Here is an 18,871-nt window from a genome sequence, read left to right on the forward strand (position 1 = left end):
AATGAATGAAGTTTTAGAATTATAGTCGCAGGATTTTAAAAAAATAATCCATAATATTGAACTTAAACAAAAAAATGATCCAAAATAAAATTTTTAAATGGAAAATAAAAAAAATGGGGCAATAATAAAAAATAAGGAGTTTGATGGGGTTTTATCATAAAAAATGATTTATCCTATATAACGAAGATCTTCTTCTCCTGGTTTCAGGGTCATGCGCTCCATCATTTCCTGTTCCATCTGTTGAGCTTTTGAAATCATTTTACGGGTTTCTTCTGCTCTTTCATCCAGTTTTTCTGTATCAACTTCTAATTTTAGAAGTTTTATCAGCACATTGAGCATAGCTTTGGCAGCTTCAGCATCAATGAAATAGCCTGGTGTTTCACCCATGAGGCAGGCGCCTTCCATACCGCGAAGAGTTCCCATGCCCAGTAGTAATCCTGAAGCTCCAATAATACCCCCATCAGCAGAACGCATAGTTACATCATGTTCTTTGAGTTTTTCTGCAAATTCCTTGTTGGTGGCGGCCCCGAAAACCTTTGTTTTTTCAACTGCTTGGCCAGTAGCCAGTCCGCCCAGGGTATAAATTTCTTTTACACCATGATTTTCTGCCAGATCCAGTATAAGACCACATATTTCATACTGGCCTTCTGGAGATAATCCCTGCGTATTACCTACCAGGAAAAGGTAGTCTCTCTCTTCTTCACCTGCAGATTTGAGATAGTAAAACTCATTTTTCATGGTTTCAATTATCCCTTCCTCATCTACCATTACTTGAGGAGGAAAAGAAGGGGAGTATATTTCAGCGAATTTGGTAGCTCCCAGTTCATCTATTATGTGATCTGCTGCCAGTTTTCCTACATGACCTATGCCGGGTAGGGCTTCTATGAAAATTGGTTGGTTCAGATCCACTTCTTCCAATATATTAATAATGGTTTTTTTCATGTTGATCCTTCCTTGGGCTTCCCAATAATTAAGAATGAATTTTATTCTTTTTTAAGCATCTGCTTTTTAAGAATTCTACGGTACTTTCCGTATTTATCCTCAGGAGAGTATTTAGCCGGGAAAATTACTCCCACCTCACCCCCACAATGAGGACAGATGTCCTGTAATGTGTATTTAAAACAGGACTTACATTTTTTCATTTTCATTTTTATTCCAGTTCTCGATAGAAAGTACCTTCACCTTCAGAAGATTCCACCACTTCTATACATTTTTGGGCTGCTTTTTTAAGGTTCTTTTCAGCCTGAATATAGTCTGTGGAAGTAACTATGAGCCGGTATCTAGGAGCACCTACACACTGGATTACCACGTTATCTTCTTCTGCACTTTGTAGGGCGTTTTTAATAATATCCACACCTTCCGGGGCATAGGATTTAAGGTCAACATATCCTGTAATCTGAACTTCAGGAGGAGTGATATTTTTCTTTGCTATTTCAGCAATGGCTTTAGCCCATTCAGGATCAACACCTTCTTCAATTAAGGCATTTTCTCCTTCTTCTGCAGCTATTTCAAATCCGCCATAAATGTCACCAAATCTTTCCATGAGTAAATAACCCACTTCATCATAGGATGCATCCAGATCTTTATCCATGCCTTTACCAACCAGTTCCAGGAACTTCTCCGCTTTTTGTTCTATTTTCCAGGACTGGATTTTTTTGGTTCTCTGATCCTCACGGATCCGTTTCATGGACACATCCACATGTCCCTTTCTAGGGTTTACCCTTAAAACACGAGCCACAATTTTCTGGTTTTCTCTGACATAATCCCTAATATTCTTTACCCATCCTGAGGAAACCTCTGAAATATGGATAAATGCCTCTTTGCCCTGATATTCTTCAAGGCTGGCAAAAGCACCGTAGTTTAGAACTTTGTGTACAGTTCCTACAATGAGTTCACCTTCATCAGGCCATTGATTTTTTCTTCTTACCATGGGAAACACCTAAAATAAAATAAAAAATGAATTAAAAAAAAATTAATCCAAAACTTCTACAATTTGAGCAGTAATCTGTGACTTTCCACCCTGGGGTTTTACCAGAGTTTTTCCACAGATAATGCACTGAACAACAGAAGCCGCCTTATCGAATACTACCTGCTGATTTCCACAGTCCATGCATTTTACTCTAAGAAAATTACTCTTTTTATTGGAAAAAACTGCCATATTAACACCTATCTAGCTATAAATTCCACTTTTCCAGGTCGGAAAGTGTGTTTTTTGATATGTGATTTACCACATTCTTTACACTTGAATCTCAAGTCCAGCTTTTTTACTGGTTTATTACCAGAAGGAAGTGGACGAGGATATCCCCGGTAACCGCTGGTTACCCTTCTGAATTGCCGTTGTCCCCATTTAAGCTCACTGGCTTTCCTTTTTTTTGATACTAAAACTTCATGAGCAGTATGTTTCTTGCAACTTGGACAGTAAGTTCTCCTTTCTTTAGGAATCTTCATATAATCACCTCTATTGTAAAAATAAATCCACATCATGAATTTGATCTGAATTCTATAAAATGGTCAATCCCCTACCCCGGGGTAGAAAAGATATATTATATCTGTTTATAATTAGAATCTCTATTTATATGTTTGGATTAAAGGGGGTTTCCCCTTAAATCAAAAAAAAATGCAAAGTAAATGCAGACTCAATTGAACATCAAAATTTCAATAAAAATTTTATTTGAGTCAAAAAGTTATGAACGTATAAATCTACCCTTCCTGGTCTTCAGGAGTATTTGAGCATTGGGTTCAGGTAATATGATTACATCTTGAGGATAAAATGGGCCATAAACTTTCTGATCTACCCCTAAAATTGAAGGTAGTTCTTCAAAAATCACCATGGTCTTGAAATCAAATTTAGGGAAATCTGATGTATTCTCCTTACTTGTTATATCCTTTTTTTCTTTAATCTGGTTATGTAACTTAGCTATATTTCCGGGTAGTAACGAAGCATTTGAATCTGTTTCTGGTGTTGTTTTTTCAGGGGTAATGGATTTCTTAGTAGTGGAATTGATTTGGGGTTTTATTTCCCCAGATTGGCTATCGATTTCATCCAGGGAAGGTATAATTCTTCCCCTGTGGCTCTTTAATATATCTATAAATGAGAAGTAAAGTTTCTCTTCCTCCGGGGTGAGATTTAAAGGAGTGGTATCCTGCAGGTCAAACTGGGGTTTTCCCTTAAAAAGATGATAGGAACGTTGTATATTCATAACTGCACTATCAGCTATTTTATGCTCCCGTCTTTCGCAGATTTCAGTGGCTATACGTTGAGTATCCTTCAGCAGATCATATTCCATGGTAAAGGGATCATTACCCACAGTATCCATTAACTCTTCCAGGTAGCGATGAACCCGGTGGTAAAAATCATCCCCTACCCGTGCCAGACCACTGTTGCTGCGTTCATTCTTTTGTATTTTCCTTAGCTTCTGGAAAAACTCATCCAACACTATTCCTCACTTAAATCCTCGGTTTATATTATTTTAAAAAAGGGAATTATTATCGATAACAGATCATTATTCTTCTGCCTCAATCCGGGGGGCCAGTAAAAAGCTGAGTTCACCTTCATCTGCTACCATTTTTAATTTCAGGTTTAAGGGCATGTCATCCCCTAAATTAATGGTGGCAATATCGGAAAATTTATCTGCCTTGAGCATTTCCTTTATCTTTTCCAGAGAAAATACAGATCTAGCTTCAGACTCTATTTTTTCCCCATGCAAATACTCCACATTGGCATCTCCAAATTCTCCTTCTGCAGAGGCGATGAATTTATCAGCATCCACCATCATGGCTATTTTATCAGAGAAGATGTCAATATCTTGAATGGAATCTTTTAGTAAGCTGAAAGGAACTTCAAATTGGGTAGGGTATTCCAGTTGAGGAGGGCTGGGAGCTTCATATTCTATATCAATAAGTCTGATTTTAAATCTTCTTTTAGCCTCTCCTTCGAAAGTAATAATGAAATTTCCTTCATCCAGAGACATATAAACTCTATCATCACTTTTTGAACGTTTTAAGACTTTCATTAGTTCTTCAGTGTCCACATTAATTTTTTCAGGTTCGTCACAGAGATATTCATCAAATAGGCTGGCCTTCAGTTCAAGATGCACAAATGTGATGTGGCTTCGGTCCAGGGCATCCAGTCTCATTCCTTCACTATCAGTTTGTATTTGCACTTCATCCACAATAGAAGAAATAGCATCAAAACTGGTTTTCAATATGTTAGGGTCGCTTAATTCTGCTTTAAACATTTACATCCTCCTTCTTCACATCCGAAAAGTAGATGAAATTAATTACATAATCCTGCACTATTTACTTTTAAATTAATTATTCCCTTTTTTATTATTAAAATAGTATATTCCCTTATTTATAATAAAGCATACCTTCTCAAATCAAAGTGAAGTGCATTATAATCAGTATATTGTCATTATCATTAATTCTTAATTTTAAATAATTATGAAAATAACAATTTTAAGCTAAGAAAACTTATTGATTAAAGGAAGTTTATAGATAATCATTTATTTTTAGGATCAGAGTCTTTATCATTCTTAGATTTGGGTTTTCCTTCCGCAATTTTTACTTCACGGTAGAGATTGTCTAATGAAGTTTTACTGGCAATTCGCTGGGCAAGAGATCCTGTGATTATTAAAAATCCTATAATTATAAAAAATGCGGCAATAACTGATCTTTCACCAAATACAACATTATCTACAACTCTTTCCGAAGACCCCAGTAGAGTTAGAGCCCCGGCTATAATAAAAATACTCCCTAAAGATATACCAGCAATTTTAATGATTTTTTCACGATCATCCTGCCAGTGTTTTTTAAATTTCTTTTCAAGTTTGTAGAAATAATTCAATAAAGCAAATTCAGAAGATTTTGGGGGAGAATCAGTTGATGACTCATCTGAAGAAACCCTAGTGATCTTTTCTGAGGAAGAATCAGTTGATGACTCATCTGAAGAAACCCTAGTGATCTTTTCTGAGGAAGAATCAGTTGATGACTCATCTGAAGAAACCCTAGTGATCTTTTCTGAGGAAGAATCAGTTGATGACTCATCTGAAGAAACCCTAGTGATCTTTTCTGGTTTTTCCTTATTATCATCATTGCTCTGAGTATCTAAATCAGGATTAAAAGTTTTTATAATCCCTTTAAATGATTTAAAAGCCTTTTTAATAATACTGTTATTTTCAGATGAATTATCTTTATCTGATTGTTTTTTCTCCCCTGACATTAAATCCCCCCATATTTAATCGTACTCCCTCCACGTATGTTTGCAAGAAGTACATCTTAAAAACCGGGTTTCAGATTCATCAGCTCTTCTGGTCTGTTGTAACCACCAGTAAGCTACTTTATTGCCACATTTTTGGCAAATAGATTTAGTGGTGGGTAGGGTAGGAATATCCTCCCCGGTGAATATTACGGTATCTTCGGACTCTATTTTCTCTGAAAGTTCATATTGATGTTTCAGGTCTTTGGTAATCTCCTTTTTAAAACCACACTTGCATTGGAAAGTATCGTCTTTAGGAAACATTATTGCTCCACATTTGGTACAAAATTCCATGGTGTTCCTCCTGTAGGTGGATAAGTTTAATATTATAAATATAATCAGGTTTAATAATTTAATTGCCTTTTAATTGATAAATATTTGCAGCATCATCTAAAATTTTTTTATGATCAAAAGCCAGTTCCATGTTTAACAGATTTTCTAAGGTGAATTTAGAAACTTCCTGTGCATCACTAGCTGCTTTCAATTCTCCTGAAACAAATTGAGCCATATAGCATATAGTAACTACATGAGCACGTGGATCTCTATTTGGATTAGAATAAACCCCTAGAAGTTGGTTTAACTCAATATTAAGTCCAGTTTCCTCCCAAGCTTCTCTAAGAGCTGCTTCTTCTACCCTTTCCCCATACTCTACAAATCCTCCAGGCAACGCCCAAAACCCTTTATAAGGATTATTTTTCCTTTTAATCATTATAATGCAATCATCTGGACAGGTTATAACTACATCTACTGTTAAAAGAGGGCTTTTTAATTTTTCAGAAGTGATCTAATCACCTTATAATTGATAATATAAACAGCAGATATAATAAAACTTAGACTCATGCCCTACCCTTTGATTCTCCTTCTTTTACTCCAGCAGCAATTAAATGAGCAGTTCGAACTGGTTCAGGTAAAGCACTATGGGTAGTGGATAATTTAACAATTTTCAGAGCATCATCCACTTCCATGCCGTTTATCTGCATGTAAATTGTTTCTTTAGATTTCACCGGATATATGGGGCCCGCCTTCTGGATAATCTCCCATTTTTGCTTTCCATCAGGAAAGTTGTCCAGGGCCTTTTTAATTTTATCAAAATCAGGAGTTTTTCTCATTACAGCAATTACCGGTACTCCTGTTTTTTCAAATATCTCCTTAATATCCGCCACATTGAATCCTCCAAAGGTAATGCCATCCAGCATCATAACTCCCAGCTGACCCCGGTGCCGGGATTTGTTTACCATGGAGATTATTTTAGAAGTGGCATCCTGGCCATCCACCTGCAAATGGGTGGTAATTACTCCATCCATCCATGAACCTCCTCGAAAAATAGTTCCCACCAGTAAAACTTCGCCCTGATGATGTGGGAGGAAGGGAGCGTCATCAATACCCAAAATTCTTATTTCCCTTTTAATTTGTCTGAATGTCTTATTCTTCATAAGATGGTGGCATATTTTAAAATTTAAAAACAGAATATGTGTTAATTTAATTCCAGCTGACTGCAGGTTATTCAATGGACTCCAATAGTCCCTTGAATTCTTCACATCTTTCTTTTAAAGTTTCTGCAGCTATCTTAAGAGATTTTTTTGGGCTCTTGGCTTTAATATAAAGTTTAGGTTCTCCTACAATAGGGTGTTCAATAGCATAAGCTGCAGATTTTACAGTTTCATCTTCCATTAAAATTTTCCTTAAAGCATTACACAGGGTGTGGGTTTCCCCTTCCACCAGTATTTCCAATTCATATCTTTTGCTGGTAATAATTTCCATAGTTATACCTCGATTAGTTTAAAATTTCTAAAAATAATTTAATTAAGATTTATTAAACCTGATAATTACTGGATAATTTTCTTTTTTCACGATTATCACAGTGGGGACAGGTTACATCATTTTTACCGGTTTGTTTCATAAAGTGACGGCAGCGGGTGCACATGGCTTTAATAACCCCAAGTTCATTTTGTGAGGTTTTAAGATCAATACTATCCAATCCAACCATTTTGGTTATTTTAGCTTCAATTATATCCCCAATATGAAATGCATCAGTTAATTTGGATAAATAACCTTTTTTAGCCTGAGATACATGTATTCCCCCTACAAATGAAACCGGCAGTTTTCTTCGATTGCCTTTAATGGAATCGATTTTAACCAACGCCCTCTGACCCCTTACTTCCATAATCTGACCCATAATATGAGTATCATTTTTCAATTCTGCTGGAGAATCAGTCTGGGGAACTACTGATATTCTTTTATTTTTATCGTCTCTAGAAACTACACCTACAACCAGAGATTTAATTTCTCCTTCATCATCATACGTCCATTCAGCAGGTATAAATTGCTCACTGACTCCTAAAATATCTCCTGGTAGAACAAAATCTCCAGATTTAGCTTTCATTCCCTCACCTCAATTATAAAAAAGTGCAATGATAAATTTTAAACATTAAAATATGATGTTAGTTTTTATATTATATATTACTTGTTATGGTTACTATAAATTATACCTTTTGAATTTATGAGGGGTAATAAAAAAAATTTGGTTTAGAAAAATCCAGAATTTTTTTTATTCCAGTAAAATTTCATCCAGTTGATAGTCATCCCATTTGCGTATATCCAGAACTATTTCAAGCTCTTGAGGAGTTATCAAAGGTTTTTTATACATATGGGAGTCATCAAGAGCTATTCTAGGGCAGGCAGTAACCACAAAAGCATCTAAATCCATGAAGGGCAAAAGAAGATCTGGAGAAATATTATCCATCATAATCAAATAGGCTTCATACCCTTTATCTTCCAGAAGAGCTTTTAATTTTTGTGCTAATTCCATCCGGTACTGGCCCTCTTTGGAAGATACCAGAACACCCCATTTTTTGGCATTCTTAGAACGAGTTATACGGGCAAATCGTATCCTTAAAATCCGGTCGGCAAATTCTTCAATGTCCCGTGCCTCCCCCCGGTAGGGATCTGCTATAATTACTGCTTTATGGGTAAAAAGTTTGATACCTAATGGATGGAAATTACCGCTTCCCAAATATAGATAAGCCGGAGCATCTACTTTTTTGATGGAGGAAAAATTGCATCCTAAGACCTGTCCCAACTGACTACCTTTACCAGAATCCAAAAAAACTTCTTTTCCTTCTTTTTCCAGGAAGGATTTAACTTCATCCAGAAGATGCAAATGCTGAGTAGTGGTGGCCAGTGCTATTTTATCATAATCCTGAAGAAGTTTAATGGCCTCATGCAGAGATTTATCCACTTCAACCTTAGAATAAGCCTCTACAAATAGAACCGGTATGGCATAATCCAGAGGTAGAGGAGTATGTCCATAATGAACCAGGATATCCACCAGACCTTTCATTTTCTTATCAGAAAGGTCACAAGCCCCAAAACAGGGATCAGCAGATATTATAACCCTGGCCCCGGTTTCTTTTTCTATACGATCTGCTACTTTAATTGCATGTATTTTAAGGCCTTCTGGAAACTGCAAGCCAACATTTTCTGCCTTTAAATCCTTGATTTTATTTATTACCCTTTGGAATTCCAGGTTGTAAAGTGACATATTAAAACCATTATCTATCTATACTTCTTCCAGCACTACCTTACCTTCCACCACATCCACTTTAACCAGACTCTTTACAGTGCAGCCGGTGCTCTCTTCCACAATTTTTTTACCATTACCTTTTTCTATTACTGCAATTACCTCCACAATCTCTACCTCCATCTGCTGCAGGGCATTTAAGATTCCCTTCATGGTACCTCCGGTACTTACCACATCGTCGATAAATAAAATCCTATCCCCTTTTTTTATACCATTAATATAAAGTTGGCCCTGACTATAGCCGGTGGTCTGGTGTACTGCTACTTCTCCTGGAAGACCGTACTGCCTTTTTCTTACCACTACAAATGGAATTCCAGTTTCAATGGATAAGGCGGTAGCCAGGTGTATACCCATGGCCTCAGCACATACTATCACATCCACCTCCAGGTTGAATCTTTCTTTTATGGCTCGGGAAATTTCCAGAAGTACCGCACTTTCTACCCAGGGGATTCCATCAGTAACGGGATGTACGAAGTAATCATAATCCCCTTTTTTTACTATAGGAGCATTTATTAAGCTTTCTTTAAGTTTTTCGAGCATGATACCACCATATAAAATATAAATAAGATCAGTTATTAGTTATAAAAATTTTTATTAAAAAGATGCCTTGAAGCTTTTTAAATTAATTAGAGACAATATGAATACCTTTTGAGTATCTCTCCGCCTTTTTTTAATAATTAAATGAAATAAGGTTTTAGTGGGAATAGGTGGGTCACCTTTTTCATAATAAATATAGTATTATAATTTTAAATTTTTCATGATTTTCCAATAAGCATAACAGAACAGGTCAAGCTGTTTTCCATTGATTCGTTTTCCTCTTCTTGTGCTTTTATATAATTCTGGAAAAGGGTTTTTTTATCAGGGTATTTATCCTCCAGTTCCCTGGCTCGATTTTTAATAGTTTTAAAGATTTGATTATTGGATTTTTCTATATAATCTTTATCCATGATCAGTTCCTGAATTATATTCATTCCGGCATGGGATATTTGTTTTAAAATTTCAGATTTTCTTAAAATCAGTGGATGGGATGCATCACCATCATTATCCACATAGGCATCATCCATAATTACCATACCATTTTTTTTTAATAAGGGGGAGAGTAGAGTAAGAGTAGTATAATAATCCCCCAAAACCGGACCAATAGCCCCTAATATGACAATATCAAACTCGGCCAAATTTTTTATTTCCTGCCGGATATCTCCCACAGAAAAATGGCAAATTTCTGAGACTTGATACTCTTCTGCTTTTTTAATGGCATAGTGAATGAATTCTTCCACCGCATCAATACCCCAGCACTGACAATTGAATTCTTTAGCTATTTTTATAGATACTGGTCCTTTTCCGCATCCTAAATCCAGTATTTTTAGTTTAGAATACTCTTTTTGGTGCTGGTAGATAAGTTTTATGACCAGTTCTGCATCGGTGCCAAATTCCCATAAATCCTGTACCAGATAGGGTATAAAAGGAAATATATCTTTTTCCTTACCATCCATGGCCACCACCACACTTTCTATAACACTTTCATCTGTCGTTTTCATATAATACCTATACTGTAAATTATGCATTTTTTACTGGAATTTTATTGGGGGGTCCCTAATCCTATACTTATTTTCAGGATGACCCGTTGATACATACTATATATTATGGATGTCTTAACCCATAGATATATGGGAATAGAAATTAAATAATAGAAAGTTATTAAAGAAAAAATAACCGGTCTTAGTAATTTATTTTTATAAAATATCCTGATAATAAAATAGCTATCCTGAGGGTAATTAATGTTAGGCAATCTCGGAAAAAATTTAACCAAAACCATGAAAAAGCTGGCTGGAATGTCCATTGTGGATGAAGAAGTGGTTAAAGAAGTTATAAAAGAAATCCAGAGGGCTTTAATCCAATCTGATGTGAATATCAAACTTGTATTTAAATTATCGAAATCCATAGAAGAAAGAGCTTTAAAAGAAGAGCCCCCAAAAGGAATAACGCCTAAAGAACATATAATTACCATTGTATATGAAGAAATGGTAAAACTGCTGGGTGAGAAGGCACATGAAGTAGAAATAGATCAGAAACCATATAAAATTCTATTTTTAGGACTTCAGGGCAGTGGTAAGACCACCACCATAGGTAAACTTACCAGATATCTTCAAAAAAAAGGTTTTCACCCGGCAATTGTTTGTACCGACACCTGGAGGCCTGCTGCATTTGAACAGCTAAAACAGCTAACCCAGGAAATGAATGTGCCCCTTTATGGAGATCCTGAAAATAAAGATGCTCTGGATTTGGCAAAAAAAGGTTTAAAACAATTTAAAAAACATGATATAGTTATATTTGATACTGCAGGGCGACATAAAGATGAGAAAGATCTCTTACAAGAAATGGAGGAGATTTCTTCTGTGGTGGATCCCACAGAAGCTATACTGGTTATAGACGGTACCATTGGTCAGCAGGCCAAAGACCAGGCACGGGCTTTTTCCCAGGCCACCCCGGTGGGTTCTATTATAGTCACCAAACTGGATGGTTCCGCCAAGGGAGGTGGGGCTCTTTCAGCTGTGTCTGAAATAGGGGCCCCCATTAAATTTATTGGAACTGGAGAAAGGGTGGATGATTTTGAAATCTTTGATCCTGAAAGATTTATTTCCCGTCTTTTAGGAATGGGAGATATAAAAACCCTGATGGAAAAAGCAGAGGAAGTGGCAGAAGAAGAAAAGGTTGCAGAAACCATGGACGCCATGCTATCTGGAAAATTTACCCTGAAGGATATGTACACTCAGTTTGAGATGATGGGTAAAATGGGACCCATGCAACAGGTGATGAATATGATGCCTGGAGTGGGAAAATTACCTAAAAATGCATCTCAAATTACTGAAGAAAAAATTGGTAAATATAAAATCATTATGAGTTCCATGACCCATTATGAAATGGAGCATCCTGAGGTTATAAAACAATCCCGTATTAAAAGAATTGCCCGGGGTTCTGGAATGAGAAATGAAGATATAAAAGAACTGCTTAAATATTATAATGTTACAAAAAAGGCCATGAAAGGTTTTGGACGTAGGAAAATGAGTGGACCGATGGGCCAGCTCATGCGCCAGTTCATGCGCTAATAAAAATTATTAATTTATTGCTCTTTTTTATGTTAATTGATACATCAAAACTACTAATTACTATTCAGGTAGATGAAAAATGGATTCTAAATTAGAAAACGCTTTAAAAATAATGGAAATAACAGATGGAAAGATATGTGATCACTGTCTGGGCCGTAAATTTTCTAATGAAGTGGAAGGTCCTGGAAATCCCTTAAGAGGTGAAAAAATAAGTAAAATGCTTCTCCAGAATGATATAACTTTTGATAAAAATTCTAAATGTGCCGTATGTCATGATATCTTTTTTGATATAAATGAAGAGTTGGCGGAGAATGTTGCACAAAAAATTAAGGATCTAGATCTGGAATTTGATGGCTTTGTGGTAGGTAGCAAACTGGCAAAAGAAGTGGTGGAAAAAGACCAGTCATTAAATCAGGAATTAGGGTTGGAAGTAGAGGGCCTGAAAAAGGAAGTGAATCGTGAGCTGGGTAAGCTTCTGGAAATAAGTTTGCATAAAGAGGCAGATTTTGATAATCCCCACCTGGTGATTATGGTGGACTTTAAAAAAGAAATCCCATCGGTTAGAATACAGATAAATCCTTTATTTTTAGAAGGAAGGTATCGAAAACTGATTCGTGGAATTCCTCAGACTAAATGGCCCTGTAGAAAGTGCAAAGGTCGAGGATGTGAAGAATGTAATTTTACAGGTAAAATGTATACAGAATCAGTAGAAGAACTCATCTCTTCCCATGCATTGAAAATTACCAGAGGTCGTAGTTCGAAATTCCATGGCGCAGGAAGAGAAGATATTGATGTGAGGATGTTAGGAACAGGCCGTCCTTTTGTTCTGGAAATAAAAGAGCCCCGCCAGAGAACCATAGACCTGGAAAAGCTAACCCATCAAATTAATCAAGAATCCGAAGGTAAAATAGAGGTTTTGCAATTAAAATACTCAATAAAATCCAGAAAAGCCAGTATCAAAACTTCGTCTCCAGATACTTTCAAGACCTATCAAGCTCAGGTGGAATTAAAAGAGCCGGTTTCTCTTGAAAAATTAGAAAACCTGCAATCAATGAATATCATAAATCAAAGAACCCCTCTCCGGGTATCCCATCGACGTGCAGATAAAGTAAGGATTCGGGAAGTTAAAAGTATTGAGGCAAAAATAATCAATCCCCATCATATTGAATTAATAATAAAAGGTCAGGGTGGCCTTTATATTAAAGAACTAATTTCAGGAGATGGCGGAAGGACTTCACCCAATGTAAGTGATGTTTTAGGTACCCCTGCTTCTTGTGTGCAGCTGGATGTGCTGGAAGTTCAGGGATGAAATCATAAATACACTTAATAGTGGGGGAAATATATATTAGTACCAATCAATAATATGAATTTCAATAGGTTTGATGACCCATTTTATTTGTCATCCGAATTTTCTCATAAAAATTGTTATTAGCTGCATTTCAAAAGAGAGGATAAGACCTATTTAAATTGATAAATATTATATTTACCGGCCAGAAGGCCATTATGGAGGTTAAAAAAATGAGAAGATCAAGAGGTTCTAGAAGTAAAACAAGATATAAACTTCAAAATACTAATAGGGCGGGAAGAACAAATCCCATAACTAAAAAAATCCAGCAATTTGCTGAAAATGATATGGTTCATATTATAATTGATCCCAGTGTCCACAAAGGTCAACCTCATCCCCGGTTCCATGGAATGACAGGTAGAGTAGTGGAAGGAAGAGGAAGAGCATATATCGTTGCCTTAAATGATGGTAACAAAGCTAAGCAAATTATAGTACGTCCAGAACACTTGAAAATACAAGAGTGATCCCATGATAGGGAAAAAGATCCTGGAAACCAATCCAATTTCCATTAGTGAAATAAAAGAGACTCTGGAAGATTTTGCAAAAGAGCATGAGCTTAATTATGAACAGAATCTCACCCTGGATCATGTAACTAAATTCTCTAAGCTGGAAATGGAAGAAACTCAAAAATTAATTGGGGAACTGGAAGAACTGGTTAAAAAGAAATATGCGGTTCGAATAGCAGATATGCTACCTCAGGATCTGGCAGATTTAAGATTACTTTTTGCCAAGGAAAGGATACCAATTAAAAATGAGGATATGGAACAAATATTAAAAATAGTGGATAAATACAGATTATAGTATTTATTCCTTAAATACTGAATTTTCAGGGCAAAATTTATTCTGCTGATTAAAAGACTTATGGTTTGTGATTGGATGGAAGATTACGCAATTATCCTCGACTACCTGCCACTGGGCTATATCCAGGAAGGTATGTCTAATTTTAAAAGAAAGCCTGTAGCCCAGGCCATTGGCAAAGAAGAATTCACTTTGCTGGAGTTGACTCCTCAAGAAGGAGTAGATATTGAAATACACCAGAAAGTATACATTGGTTCTGGGAAAAGGGATGAAATCTCCCGGGTAAGTCGTCGTCTAAATTATGATGATTTAACTGCCACCGCCAGGGTGGAGCTCAAATATGTTATAGAAGAAATTATAAAGGCTAAAGAGGATAAATTTGTCCAGTTTTTTAATGAAGCAGGGCCAGTAAGTACCCGACTTAACCAGCTGGAGCTTTTACCAGGCATAGGTAAAAAGCACATGTGGGATATTATAAAAGCACGGGAAGAGAAACCCTTTGAAAGTTTTGAAGATATAAAAAGTCGAGTCCCCATGCTTTCAGATCCAGTTAAAATACTGGTAAAAAGAGTGCTACTGGAACTGGATGCCGATAAGGATAAACGGGGAAAGAAAAAATATATCTTGTTCACCCGGCCACCAGCCCGTCGAAGATAATATACCTATTTTTTTTAATTAATTTTTCAGGAGAAATATTTTTGGGGGACGGGAAAACATGGATAAAATTTCTCTGGCCCGGGAAACCAAAGAAATATTAAAATCCCAGGGCATTACCCTAAATCGTCGTTTAGGTCAAAATTATTTGATTGATGATTTTAAACGTAAAAAGATACTTGGATTTGCTGATTTATCTCCTGAAGATACTGTGCTGGAGATCGGTCCGGGGATCGGGACTTTAACCATCCCCCTATCTTTTAAAACCCATAAAGTGGTGGCTATAGAACAGGATCCTGTAATTGCCCGTGTTTTAGAAAAAAGATTGGAAGAATTGGGCCGGTACAATGTGGAGATAATAACCGGAGATGCTTTGAAAATTGATTTTCCCCCATTCAATAAAGTTGTCTCCAATTTACCCTACCAGATATCCTCTCCCATTACCTTCAAATTGTTAGAACATGACTTTAATCAGGGAATATTGATGTATCAGAAAGAATTTGCTGAGCGTATGAATGCCCCGGTGGGTACTAAACATTATTCCCGTTTATCAGTAATGCTTCACTTTAAAGCAAGAGTTGAATTACTGGATAATGTATCACCCCAATCATTTATTCCCCCTCCCCGGGTAGACTCCGCCGTAGTTAGACTGGTTCCAAAAAAAGATAAGGAAATTGATAATTTTTTTACCCAGGTATGCCGGGCACTTTTCCAGCACCGCCGAAAAAAGGCAGCAAAGTCTCTTTTAGAATCATTTCATGAAATAGGTGACCTGGATAAAAAAGAAGCCAGATTAATAATCCAAAAACTGGATCCTGATTTAAAAGAAGAAAGGGTATTTAAACTCACTCCTCAACAGATTTTAGATATATCAAATAATTTAAAGAATTTGTTGAACCACTAAAGATAACTTAAAAATTACAAGGATATAGTTTGAAATTTAAATGCCATGAAAGATTTTTTTAAAATAAGTTATATTGATAAAATGATGAAGTATAAGGGATTAAAAATTGAAAGCTGTGACCGGGTCTATACCCCTTCAGAAGACACTTTACTATTAGCCGATAATTTAAAATCCGAAAAAAATGACTATGTTCTGGAAATAGGTACTGGAACGGGTTTTATAGCTCTAACAGCATCTTTGATAGCTAAAAAAGTGGTGGCTACTGACATAAATCCCCACGCAGTAAAGTGTGCCTGGAAAAATTTAAAAATAAATAATATTTCTAATATGGAGGTAAGGCAGGGGGATCTTTTTAAACCAGTTGAAGGGGAAAAATTCGATCTTATAATATTCAATACGCCTTATCTACCTAGCAGCGAAGATGAAATCATAGAAGATGACCTGGATGCTGCGTGGAATGGTGGAATAGATGGCAGAAAAGTCATAGATGTTTTTCTGGATGATTTAAAGGACTATCTTTGTAAAAAAGGAAGAGTGCAACTGGTACAAAGTTCATTATCAGATAATAAAAAGACCCTGAAAAAATTGGAAAAAATGGGATTTAACGCAGAAATAACTGCTATGGAGCGGTTCTTTTTTGAAGAAATAGTGGTGATTAGTGCTGAATTAAAATAAACACTGATTATAAAAAAATTATTTAATTTAAAATACATATCTTATTTGATGATAAAAATTAAACATGTAGCTCAAATTCCTGAAAAGGAAGATGGTTTTAGAATACTGGTGGATAGAACCTGGCCTCCGCAACTTTCCGCAGATAGTATTAAAATTGACTGCTGGTATAAAGATTTAGCACCTACAAAAGATCTTGATATCTGGTTTTCCAAAAATAGGCAAAAAGAGAAGGAATTTAAGGAAAAATACCACCAGGAATTAAAAAATAAAAAGAAATTAATAGATCAGATTAAGTTTTTAGAAAGGGTAAAGAAAACTTTAACCCTGATTTACATCTCAGATGAAGAAATAAATACTATCCACTATTTAAAAGATTTTCTGGATGCAAAAAGCAGGATTATAAGAAAGGCCCCGGGAAGGGTGCATGGCAGTTAGTTGTTCATTTTAAGGCTTTCATTTTCTTTTAAAGCCTCTTCATTATCTGGTGAAATTTTAAGAACTTTATCCAGGGATTTTTTTGCGTTTTCCAGCATATTTAATTCTTTATAAACATTAGCTAGATTGAGATAAGCTGCAACATATTCGGGAGATGATTTAATAGCTCTTTTGAATGATGTGATGGCCTCTTTACTTTTTCCCAGGCTGGAGAGTACACAGCCCTTGTAATTCCATGCTTCAGGAGAATCCGGATTTTGAATTAGCGCCTCTTCAAAATAATTGAGGGCATCTTCAGGAAGATCCATGAAAAACAGTACATTGGCCTTATAAAGCAAGGCTTTAAAGTTTTCTGGATCTTTTTCTAAAAATTTATTCAGATATTCCAGAGCTTCAGGATAGTTACCACTATCTGCCAGGGTGGTTCCCATATTATAGATGGCAGATAAATAATCCGGATCAATTTCCAGGACCTGTTGAAAAGAATCCAGTGCCTTTTCATCATTTTTTAAGATGCTATAAATAACTCCTTTATCATTCCACGCCTGCTTAAATTCAGAATTAAGTAAAATAGCTTCATTTAAACTTTTTAATGCTAATTCAAATTCTCCTGAATAAAAATGGCAGCTGGCAATATAGAAGTAGGCCCATTCATTTGGCTCTATATCCACCACTTTTTGGAAATATAGCATGGCATCCGTATATTCCTGCAAATGATAAAGGGTTAATGCCTTACCATAAAGTCCATGTGGAGTTATTTTAATATTTAAAGAACTGTCAAAAGATTTTAATGCTTCTTTGAAATCTTCCATATTCCCATATACATATCCCCTTTCAGTATGGGCTTTATAACAGCCAGGGTCTATTTCCAGGGCTTTTTGAAAAAGAATTAGAGCCTCCGGGTATTCCTCTTTTTTTTGAGATTTGATTGCCTGCTGGTAAAATTTTCTTGCCTTCAATTTATCTCCTTTTAGGGTTTTGTGGTTTTTCCATTAAAAAATTAGATATAGTTTAAAGGGGCTTTCATAGCATTTATTATGCCCCATATTCTAAAAGCATCTCCATTAGATTACGGGCTTCCTCATTTTCAGGGGCAATTTTCTGAACTTTTTCCAGTAAATCCCTGGCATTTTGCAGTTTACCCAACTCCAGGTAGACCTGAGCTAAATTTAGATGAGCAGAAAGTTGTTCTGGACAAATTTTGATTGCTTTTTTAAGTGATTCTATGGCTTCGTGATTTTGGCCTAAGCTGGACTGAGCATAGCCAAGATAATTCCAGAGCTCTCCCTGATTTTTTTCAAGTATTAAAGCTTCTTTGAAGTATTCTATAGATTCTTCTACTTTATCCAGATAATATAATGCATTTCCTTTGTAAAATAGGGCCTTAAAGTGTTTTTCATCCTGATCCAGTACCTGGTCCAGATATGGCAAGGCATCTTCATAATGGCCACCATCAACCAGTGTGGCCCCCAGATTATATATGGCCGGTAGATAATTTTCATCTATTCGTAAGGACTGTTCAAAACATTCCTGAGCATATTCATGTTCATCCAGAATACTGTGCGCTACTCCCATATCATTCCACGCCTCTATAAAGTCATTATCTATGGATATTGATATATTAAACGAATGTATGGCCTCTTCCGGGTCATCATCCAGTAGCTGGCAACTTGCCAGGTAGTACCATATATCTTCGTTTTCACCCAATTCCAAAGCCTGTAAAAATGATTCAACCGCTTTTTCATACTTATTCATGAAAAATAATGACATTCCTTTACCAAAAAATGCAGGAAAAGAATTTTTTATCTCTAATGCATTTTCAAATGATTTTAAAGACTGATCATATTTCTCCAGGGTCCCTAAAAGATATCCCATTTCCAGATGGGCCTCCATACAATGAGGATTTGCTTCTACTGCTTCTCGATAATAATTTAATGCTTCAGGATACTTTCTCTGAATTAAAAGTTCACTTCCCTTTAAATAAAGCTTTTTTGCCTGATTAACCGTCAAAATATTGCTCTCCATAAATTATAAAATTGGATTTAAAAAATTAGTTTAAACCAATAGTATGTCTTACTCCCCATAAAAAGTATTGTGAAGAAAAATATTGAATTTG

General features: G+C 35.9%; 26 protein-coding genes. 8 read left to right on the plus strand and 18 right to left on the minus strand.

Annotated elements, in window-relative coordinates; all coding sequences use genetic code 11:
* Nucleotides 1-168 precede the first annotated feature (168 nt).
* The 16 genes from HYG87_RS05750 to HYG87_RS05825 form a co-directional block, all read right to left on the minus strand.
* Nucleotides 169-942: a proteasome assembly chaperone family protein gene (locus HYG87_RS05750; protein ID WP_211532250.1), complete on the minus strand. Its 774-nt coding sequence runs from the start codon at nucleotides 940-942 to the stop codon at nucleotides 169-171.
* Nucleotides 943-983: 41 nt separating this feature from the next.
* Nucleotides 984-1,154, minus strand: coding sequence for an RNA-protein complex protein Nop10 (locus HYG87_RS05755; RefSeq protein ID WP_211534232.1), 171 nt, complete (start codon nucleotides 1,152-1,154; stop codon nucleotides 984-986).
* Nucleotides 1,151-1,930: a translation initiation factor IF-2 subunit alpha gene (locus HYG87_RS05760; RefSeq protein WP_211532251.1), complete on the minus strand. Its 780-nt coding sequence runs from the start codon at nucleotides 1,928-1,930 to the stop codon at nucleotides 1,151-1,153. Before HYG87_RS05760 ends, HYG87_RS05755 begins: the two co-directional genes overlap by 4 nt.
* A gap of 42 nt (nucleotides 1,931-1,972) precedes the next feature.
* The gene (locus HYG87_RS05765; RefSeq protein ID WP_211532252.1) at nucleotides 1,973-2,158 is read right to left on the minus strand and encodes a 30S ribosomal protein S27e; all 186 of its coding nucleotides are present in this window, start codon (nucleotides 2,156-2,158) and stop codon (nucleotides 1,973-1,975) included.
* 8 nt (nucleotides 2,159-2,166) lie between these two features.
* Entirely contained in the window at nucleotides 2,167-2,448 is a 282-nt protein-coding gene (locus HYG87_RS05770) for a 50S ribosomal protein L44e (RefSeq protein WP_211532253.1), read from the minus strand.
* A 236-nt stretch (nucleotides 2,449-2,684) separates the two neighbouring features.
* Nucleotides 2,685-3,434 (minus strand): DNA replication complex subunit Gins51, encoded by a 750-nt coding sequence (locus HYG87_RS05775; protein WP_211532254.1) that lies wholly within the window; start codon nucleotides 3,432-3,434, stop codon nucleotides 2,685-2,687.
* Between the two features lie 69 nt (nucleotides 3,435-3,503).
* Nucleotides 3,504-4,238: a proliferating cell nuclear antigen (pcna) gene (gene pcn, locus HYG87_RS05780; RefSeq protein ID WP_211532255.1), complete on the minus strand. Its 735-nt coding sequence runs from the start codon at nucleotides 4,236-4,238 to the stop codon at nucleotides 3,504-3,506.
* A 263-nt stretch (nucleotides 4,239-4,501) separates the two neighbouring features.
* Nucleotides 4,502-5,221: a hypothetical protein gene (locus HYG87_RS05785; RefSeq protein WP_211532256.1), complete on the minus strand. Its 720-nt coding sequence runs from the start codon at nucleotides 5,219-5,221 to the stop codon at nucleotides 4,502-4,504.
* A 15-nt stretch (nucleotides 5,222-5,236) separates the two neighbouring features.
* Complete coding sequence (locus HYG87_RS05790; RefSeq protein WP_211532257.1) at nucleotides 5,237-5,551, minus strand: transcription factor S; 315 nt, start codon at nucleotides 5,549-5,551, stop codon at nucleotides 5,237-5,239.
* A gap of 58 nt (nucleotides 5,552-5,609) precedes the next feature.
* A complete protein-coding gene (locus tag HYG87_RS05795) occupies nucleotides 5,610-6,041 on the minus strand; it encodes an NUDIX domain-containing protein (RefSeq protein ID WP_256438699.1) in 432 nt (143 codons plus the stop codon).
* Nucleotides 6,042-6,093: 52 nt separating this feature from the next.
* Entirely contained in the window at nucleotides 6,094-6,690 is a 597-nt protein-coding gene (locus tag HYG87_RS05800) for an endonuclease dU (protein WP_211532259.1), read from the minus strand.
* Between the two features lie 67 nt (nucleotides 6,691-6,757).
* Nucleotides 6,758-7,018 (minus strand): DNA-directed RNA polymerase subunit L, encoded by a 261-nt coding sequence (locus HYG87_RS05805; protein ID WP_211532260.1) that lies wholly within the window; start codon nucleotides 7,016-7,018, stop codon nucleotides 6,758-6,760.
* Nucleotides 7,019-7,070: 52 nt separating this feature from the next.
* A complete protein-coding gene (locus HYG87_RS05810) occupies nucleotides 7,071-7,640 on the minus strand; it encodes an exosome complex RNA-binding protein Csl4 (RefSeq protein ID WP_211532261.1) in 570 nt (189 codons plus the stop codon).
* Nucleotides 7,641-7,805: 165 nt separating this feature from the next.
* On the minus strand, nucleotides 7,806-8,798 hold the full coding sequence (gene dph2 / locus HYG87_RS05815; protein ID WP_211532262.1) for a diphthamide biosynthesis enzyme Dph2: 993 nt from the start codon (nucleotides 8,796-8,798) through the stop codon (nucleotides 7,806-7,808).
* An 18-nt stretch (nucleotides 8,799-8,816) separates the two neighbouring features.
* Nucleotides 8,817-9,377 (minus strand): hypoxanthine/guanine phosphoribosyltransferase, encoded by a 561-nt coding sequence (gene hpt / locus HYG87_RS05820; protein ID WP_211532263.1) that lies wholly within the window; start codon nucleotides 9,375-9,377, stop codon nucleotides 8,817-8,819.
* Between the two features lie 215 nt (nucleotides 9,378-9,592).
* Complete coding sequence (locus tag HYG87_RS05825) at nucleotides 9,593-10,375, minus strand: class I SAM-dependent methyltransferase (protein WP_211532264.1); 783 nt, start codon at nucleotides 10,373-10,375, stop codon at nucleotides 9,593-9,595.
* A 240-nt stretch (nucleotides 10,376-10,615) separates the two neighbouring features.
* Between HYG87_RS05825 and HYG87_RS05830 the strand changes: the two genes are divergently transcribed.
* The 8 genes from HYG87_RS05830 (at nucleotide 10,616) to HYG87_RS05865 (ending at nucleotide 16,755) form a co-directional block, all read left to right on the plus strand.
* A complete protein-coding gene (locus HYG87_RS05830) occupies nucleotides 10,616-11,944 on the plus strand; it encodes a signal recognition particle protein Srp54 (RefSeq protein ID WP_211532265.1) in 1,329 nt (442 codons plus the stop codon).
* 79 nt (nucleotides 11,945-12,023) lie between these two features.
* A complete protein-coding gene (locus HYG87_RS05835; protein ID WP_211532266.1) occupies nucleotides 12,024-13,253 on the plus strand; it encodes a tRNA pseudouridine(54/55) synthase Pus10 in 1,230 nt (409 codons plus the stop codon).
* A gap of 209 nt (nucleotides 13,254-13,462) precedes the next feature.
* Nucleotides 13,463-13,753 carry a 50S ribosomal protein L21e gene (locus HYG87_RS05840; RefSeq protein WP_211532267.1) on the plus strand — a complete coding sequence of 97 codons (291 nt, stop codon included), beginning with the start codon at nucleotides 13,463-13,465 and terminating at the stop codon, nucleotides 13,751-13,753.
* A gap of 4 nt (nucleotides 13,754-13,757) precedes the next feature.
* Nucleotides 13,758-14,090, plus strand: a complete 333-nt coding sequence (locus HYG87_RS05845) for an RNA polymerase Rpb4 family protein (protein ID WP_211532268.1) — start codon at nucleotides 13,758-13,760, stop codon at nucleotides 14,088-14,090.
* A gap of 75 nt (nucleotides 14,091-14,165) precedes the next feature.
* Nucleotides 14,166-14,744 carry a DUF655 domain-containing protein gene (locus HYG87_RS05850; RefSeq protein WP_211532269.1) on the plus strand — a complete coding sequence of 193 codons (579 nt, stop codon included), beginning with the start codon at nucleotides 14,166-14,168 and terminating at the stop codon, nucleotides 14,742-14,744.
* A gap of 58 nt (nucleotides 14,745-14,802) precedes the next feature.
* A complete protein-coding gene (rsmA, locus tag HYG87_RS05855) occupies nucleotides 14,803-15,645 on the plus strand; it encodes a 16S rRNA (adenine(1518)-N(6)/adenine(1519)-N(6))-dimethyltransferase RsmA (RefSeq protein ID WP_211532270.1) in 843 nt (280 codons plus the stop codon).
* 81 nt (nucleotides 15,646-15,726) lie between these two features.
* A complete protein-coding gene (locus HYG87_RS05860) occupies nucleotides 15,727-16,320 on the plus strand; it encodes a HemK2/MTQ2 family protein methyltransferase (protein ID WP_211532271.1) in 594 nt (197 codons plus the stop codon).
* Between the two features lie 48 nt (nucleotides 16,321-16,368).
* Nucleotides 16,369-16,755 (plus strand): DUF488 domain-containing protein, encoded by a 387-nt coding sequence (locus HYG87_RS05865; RefSeq protein WP_211532272.1) that lies wholly within the window; start codon nucleotides 16,369-16,371, stop codon nucleotides 16,753-16,755.
* Here the strand turns inward: HYG87_RS05865 and HYG87_RS05870 are convergent.
* A complete protein-coding gene (locus tag HYG87_RS05870; protein WP_211532273.1) occupies nucleotides 16,752-17,714 on the minus strand; it encodes a tetratricopeptide repeat protein in 963 nt (320 codons plus the stop codon). The two genes, HYG87_RS05865 and HYG87_RS05870, sit on opposite strands and share 4 nt — an antisense overlap.
* A gap of 76 nt (nucleotides 17,715-17,790) precedes the next feature.
* Complete coding sequence (locus HYG87_RS05875) at nucleotides 17,791-18,765, minus strand: tetratricopeptide repeat protein (protein WP_211532274.1); 975 nt, start codon at nucleotides 18,763-18,765, stop codon at nucleotides 17,791-17,793.
* Nucleotides 18,766-18,871: the final 106 nt, after the last annotated feature.

This window comes from Methanobacterium alkalithermotolerans (genome assembly GCF_018141185.1).
Classification (GTDB): domain Archaea; phylum Methanobacteriota; class Methanobacteria; order Methanobacteriales; family Methanobacteriaceae; genus Methanobacterium_F; species Methanobacterium_F alkalithermotolerans.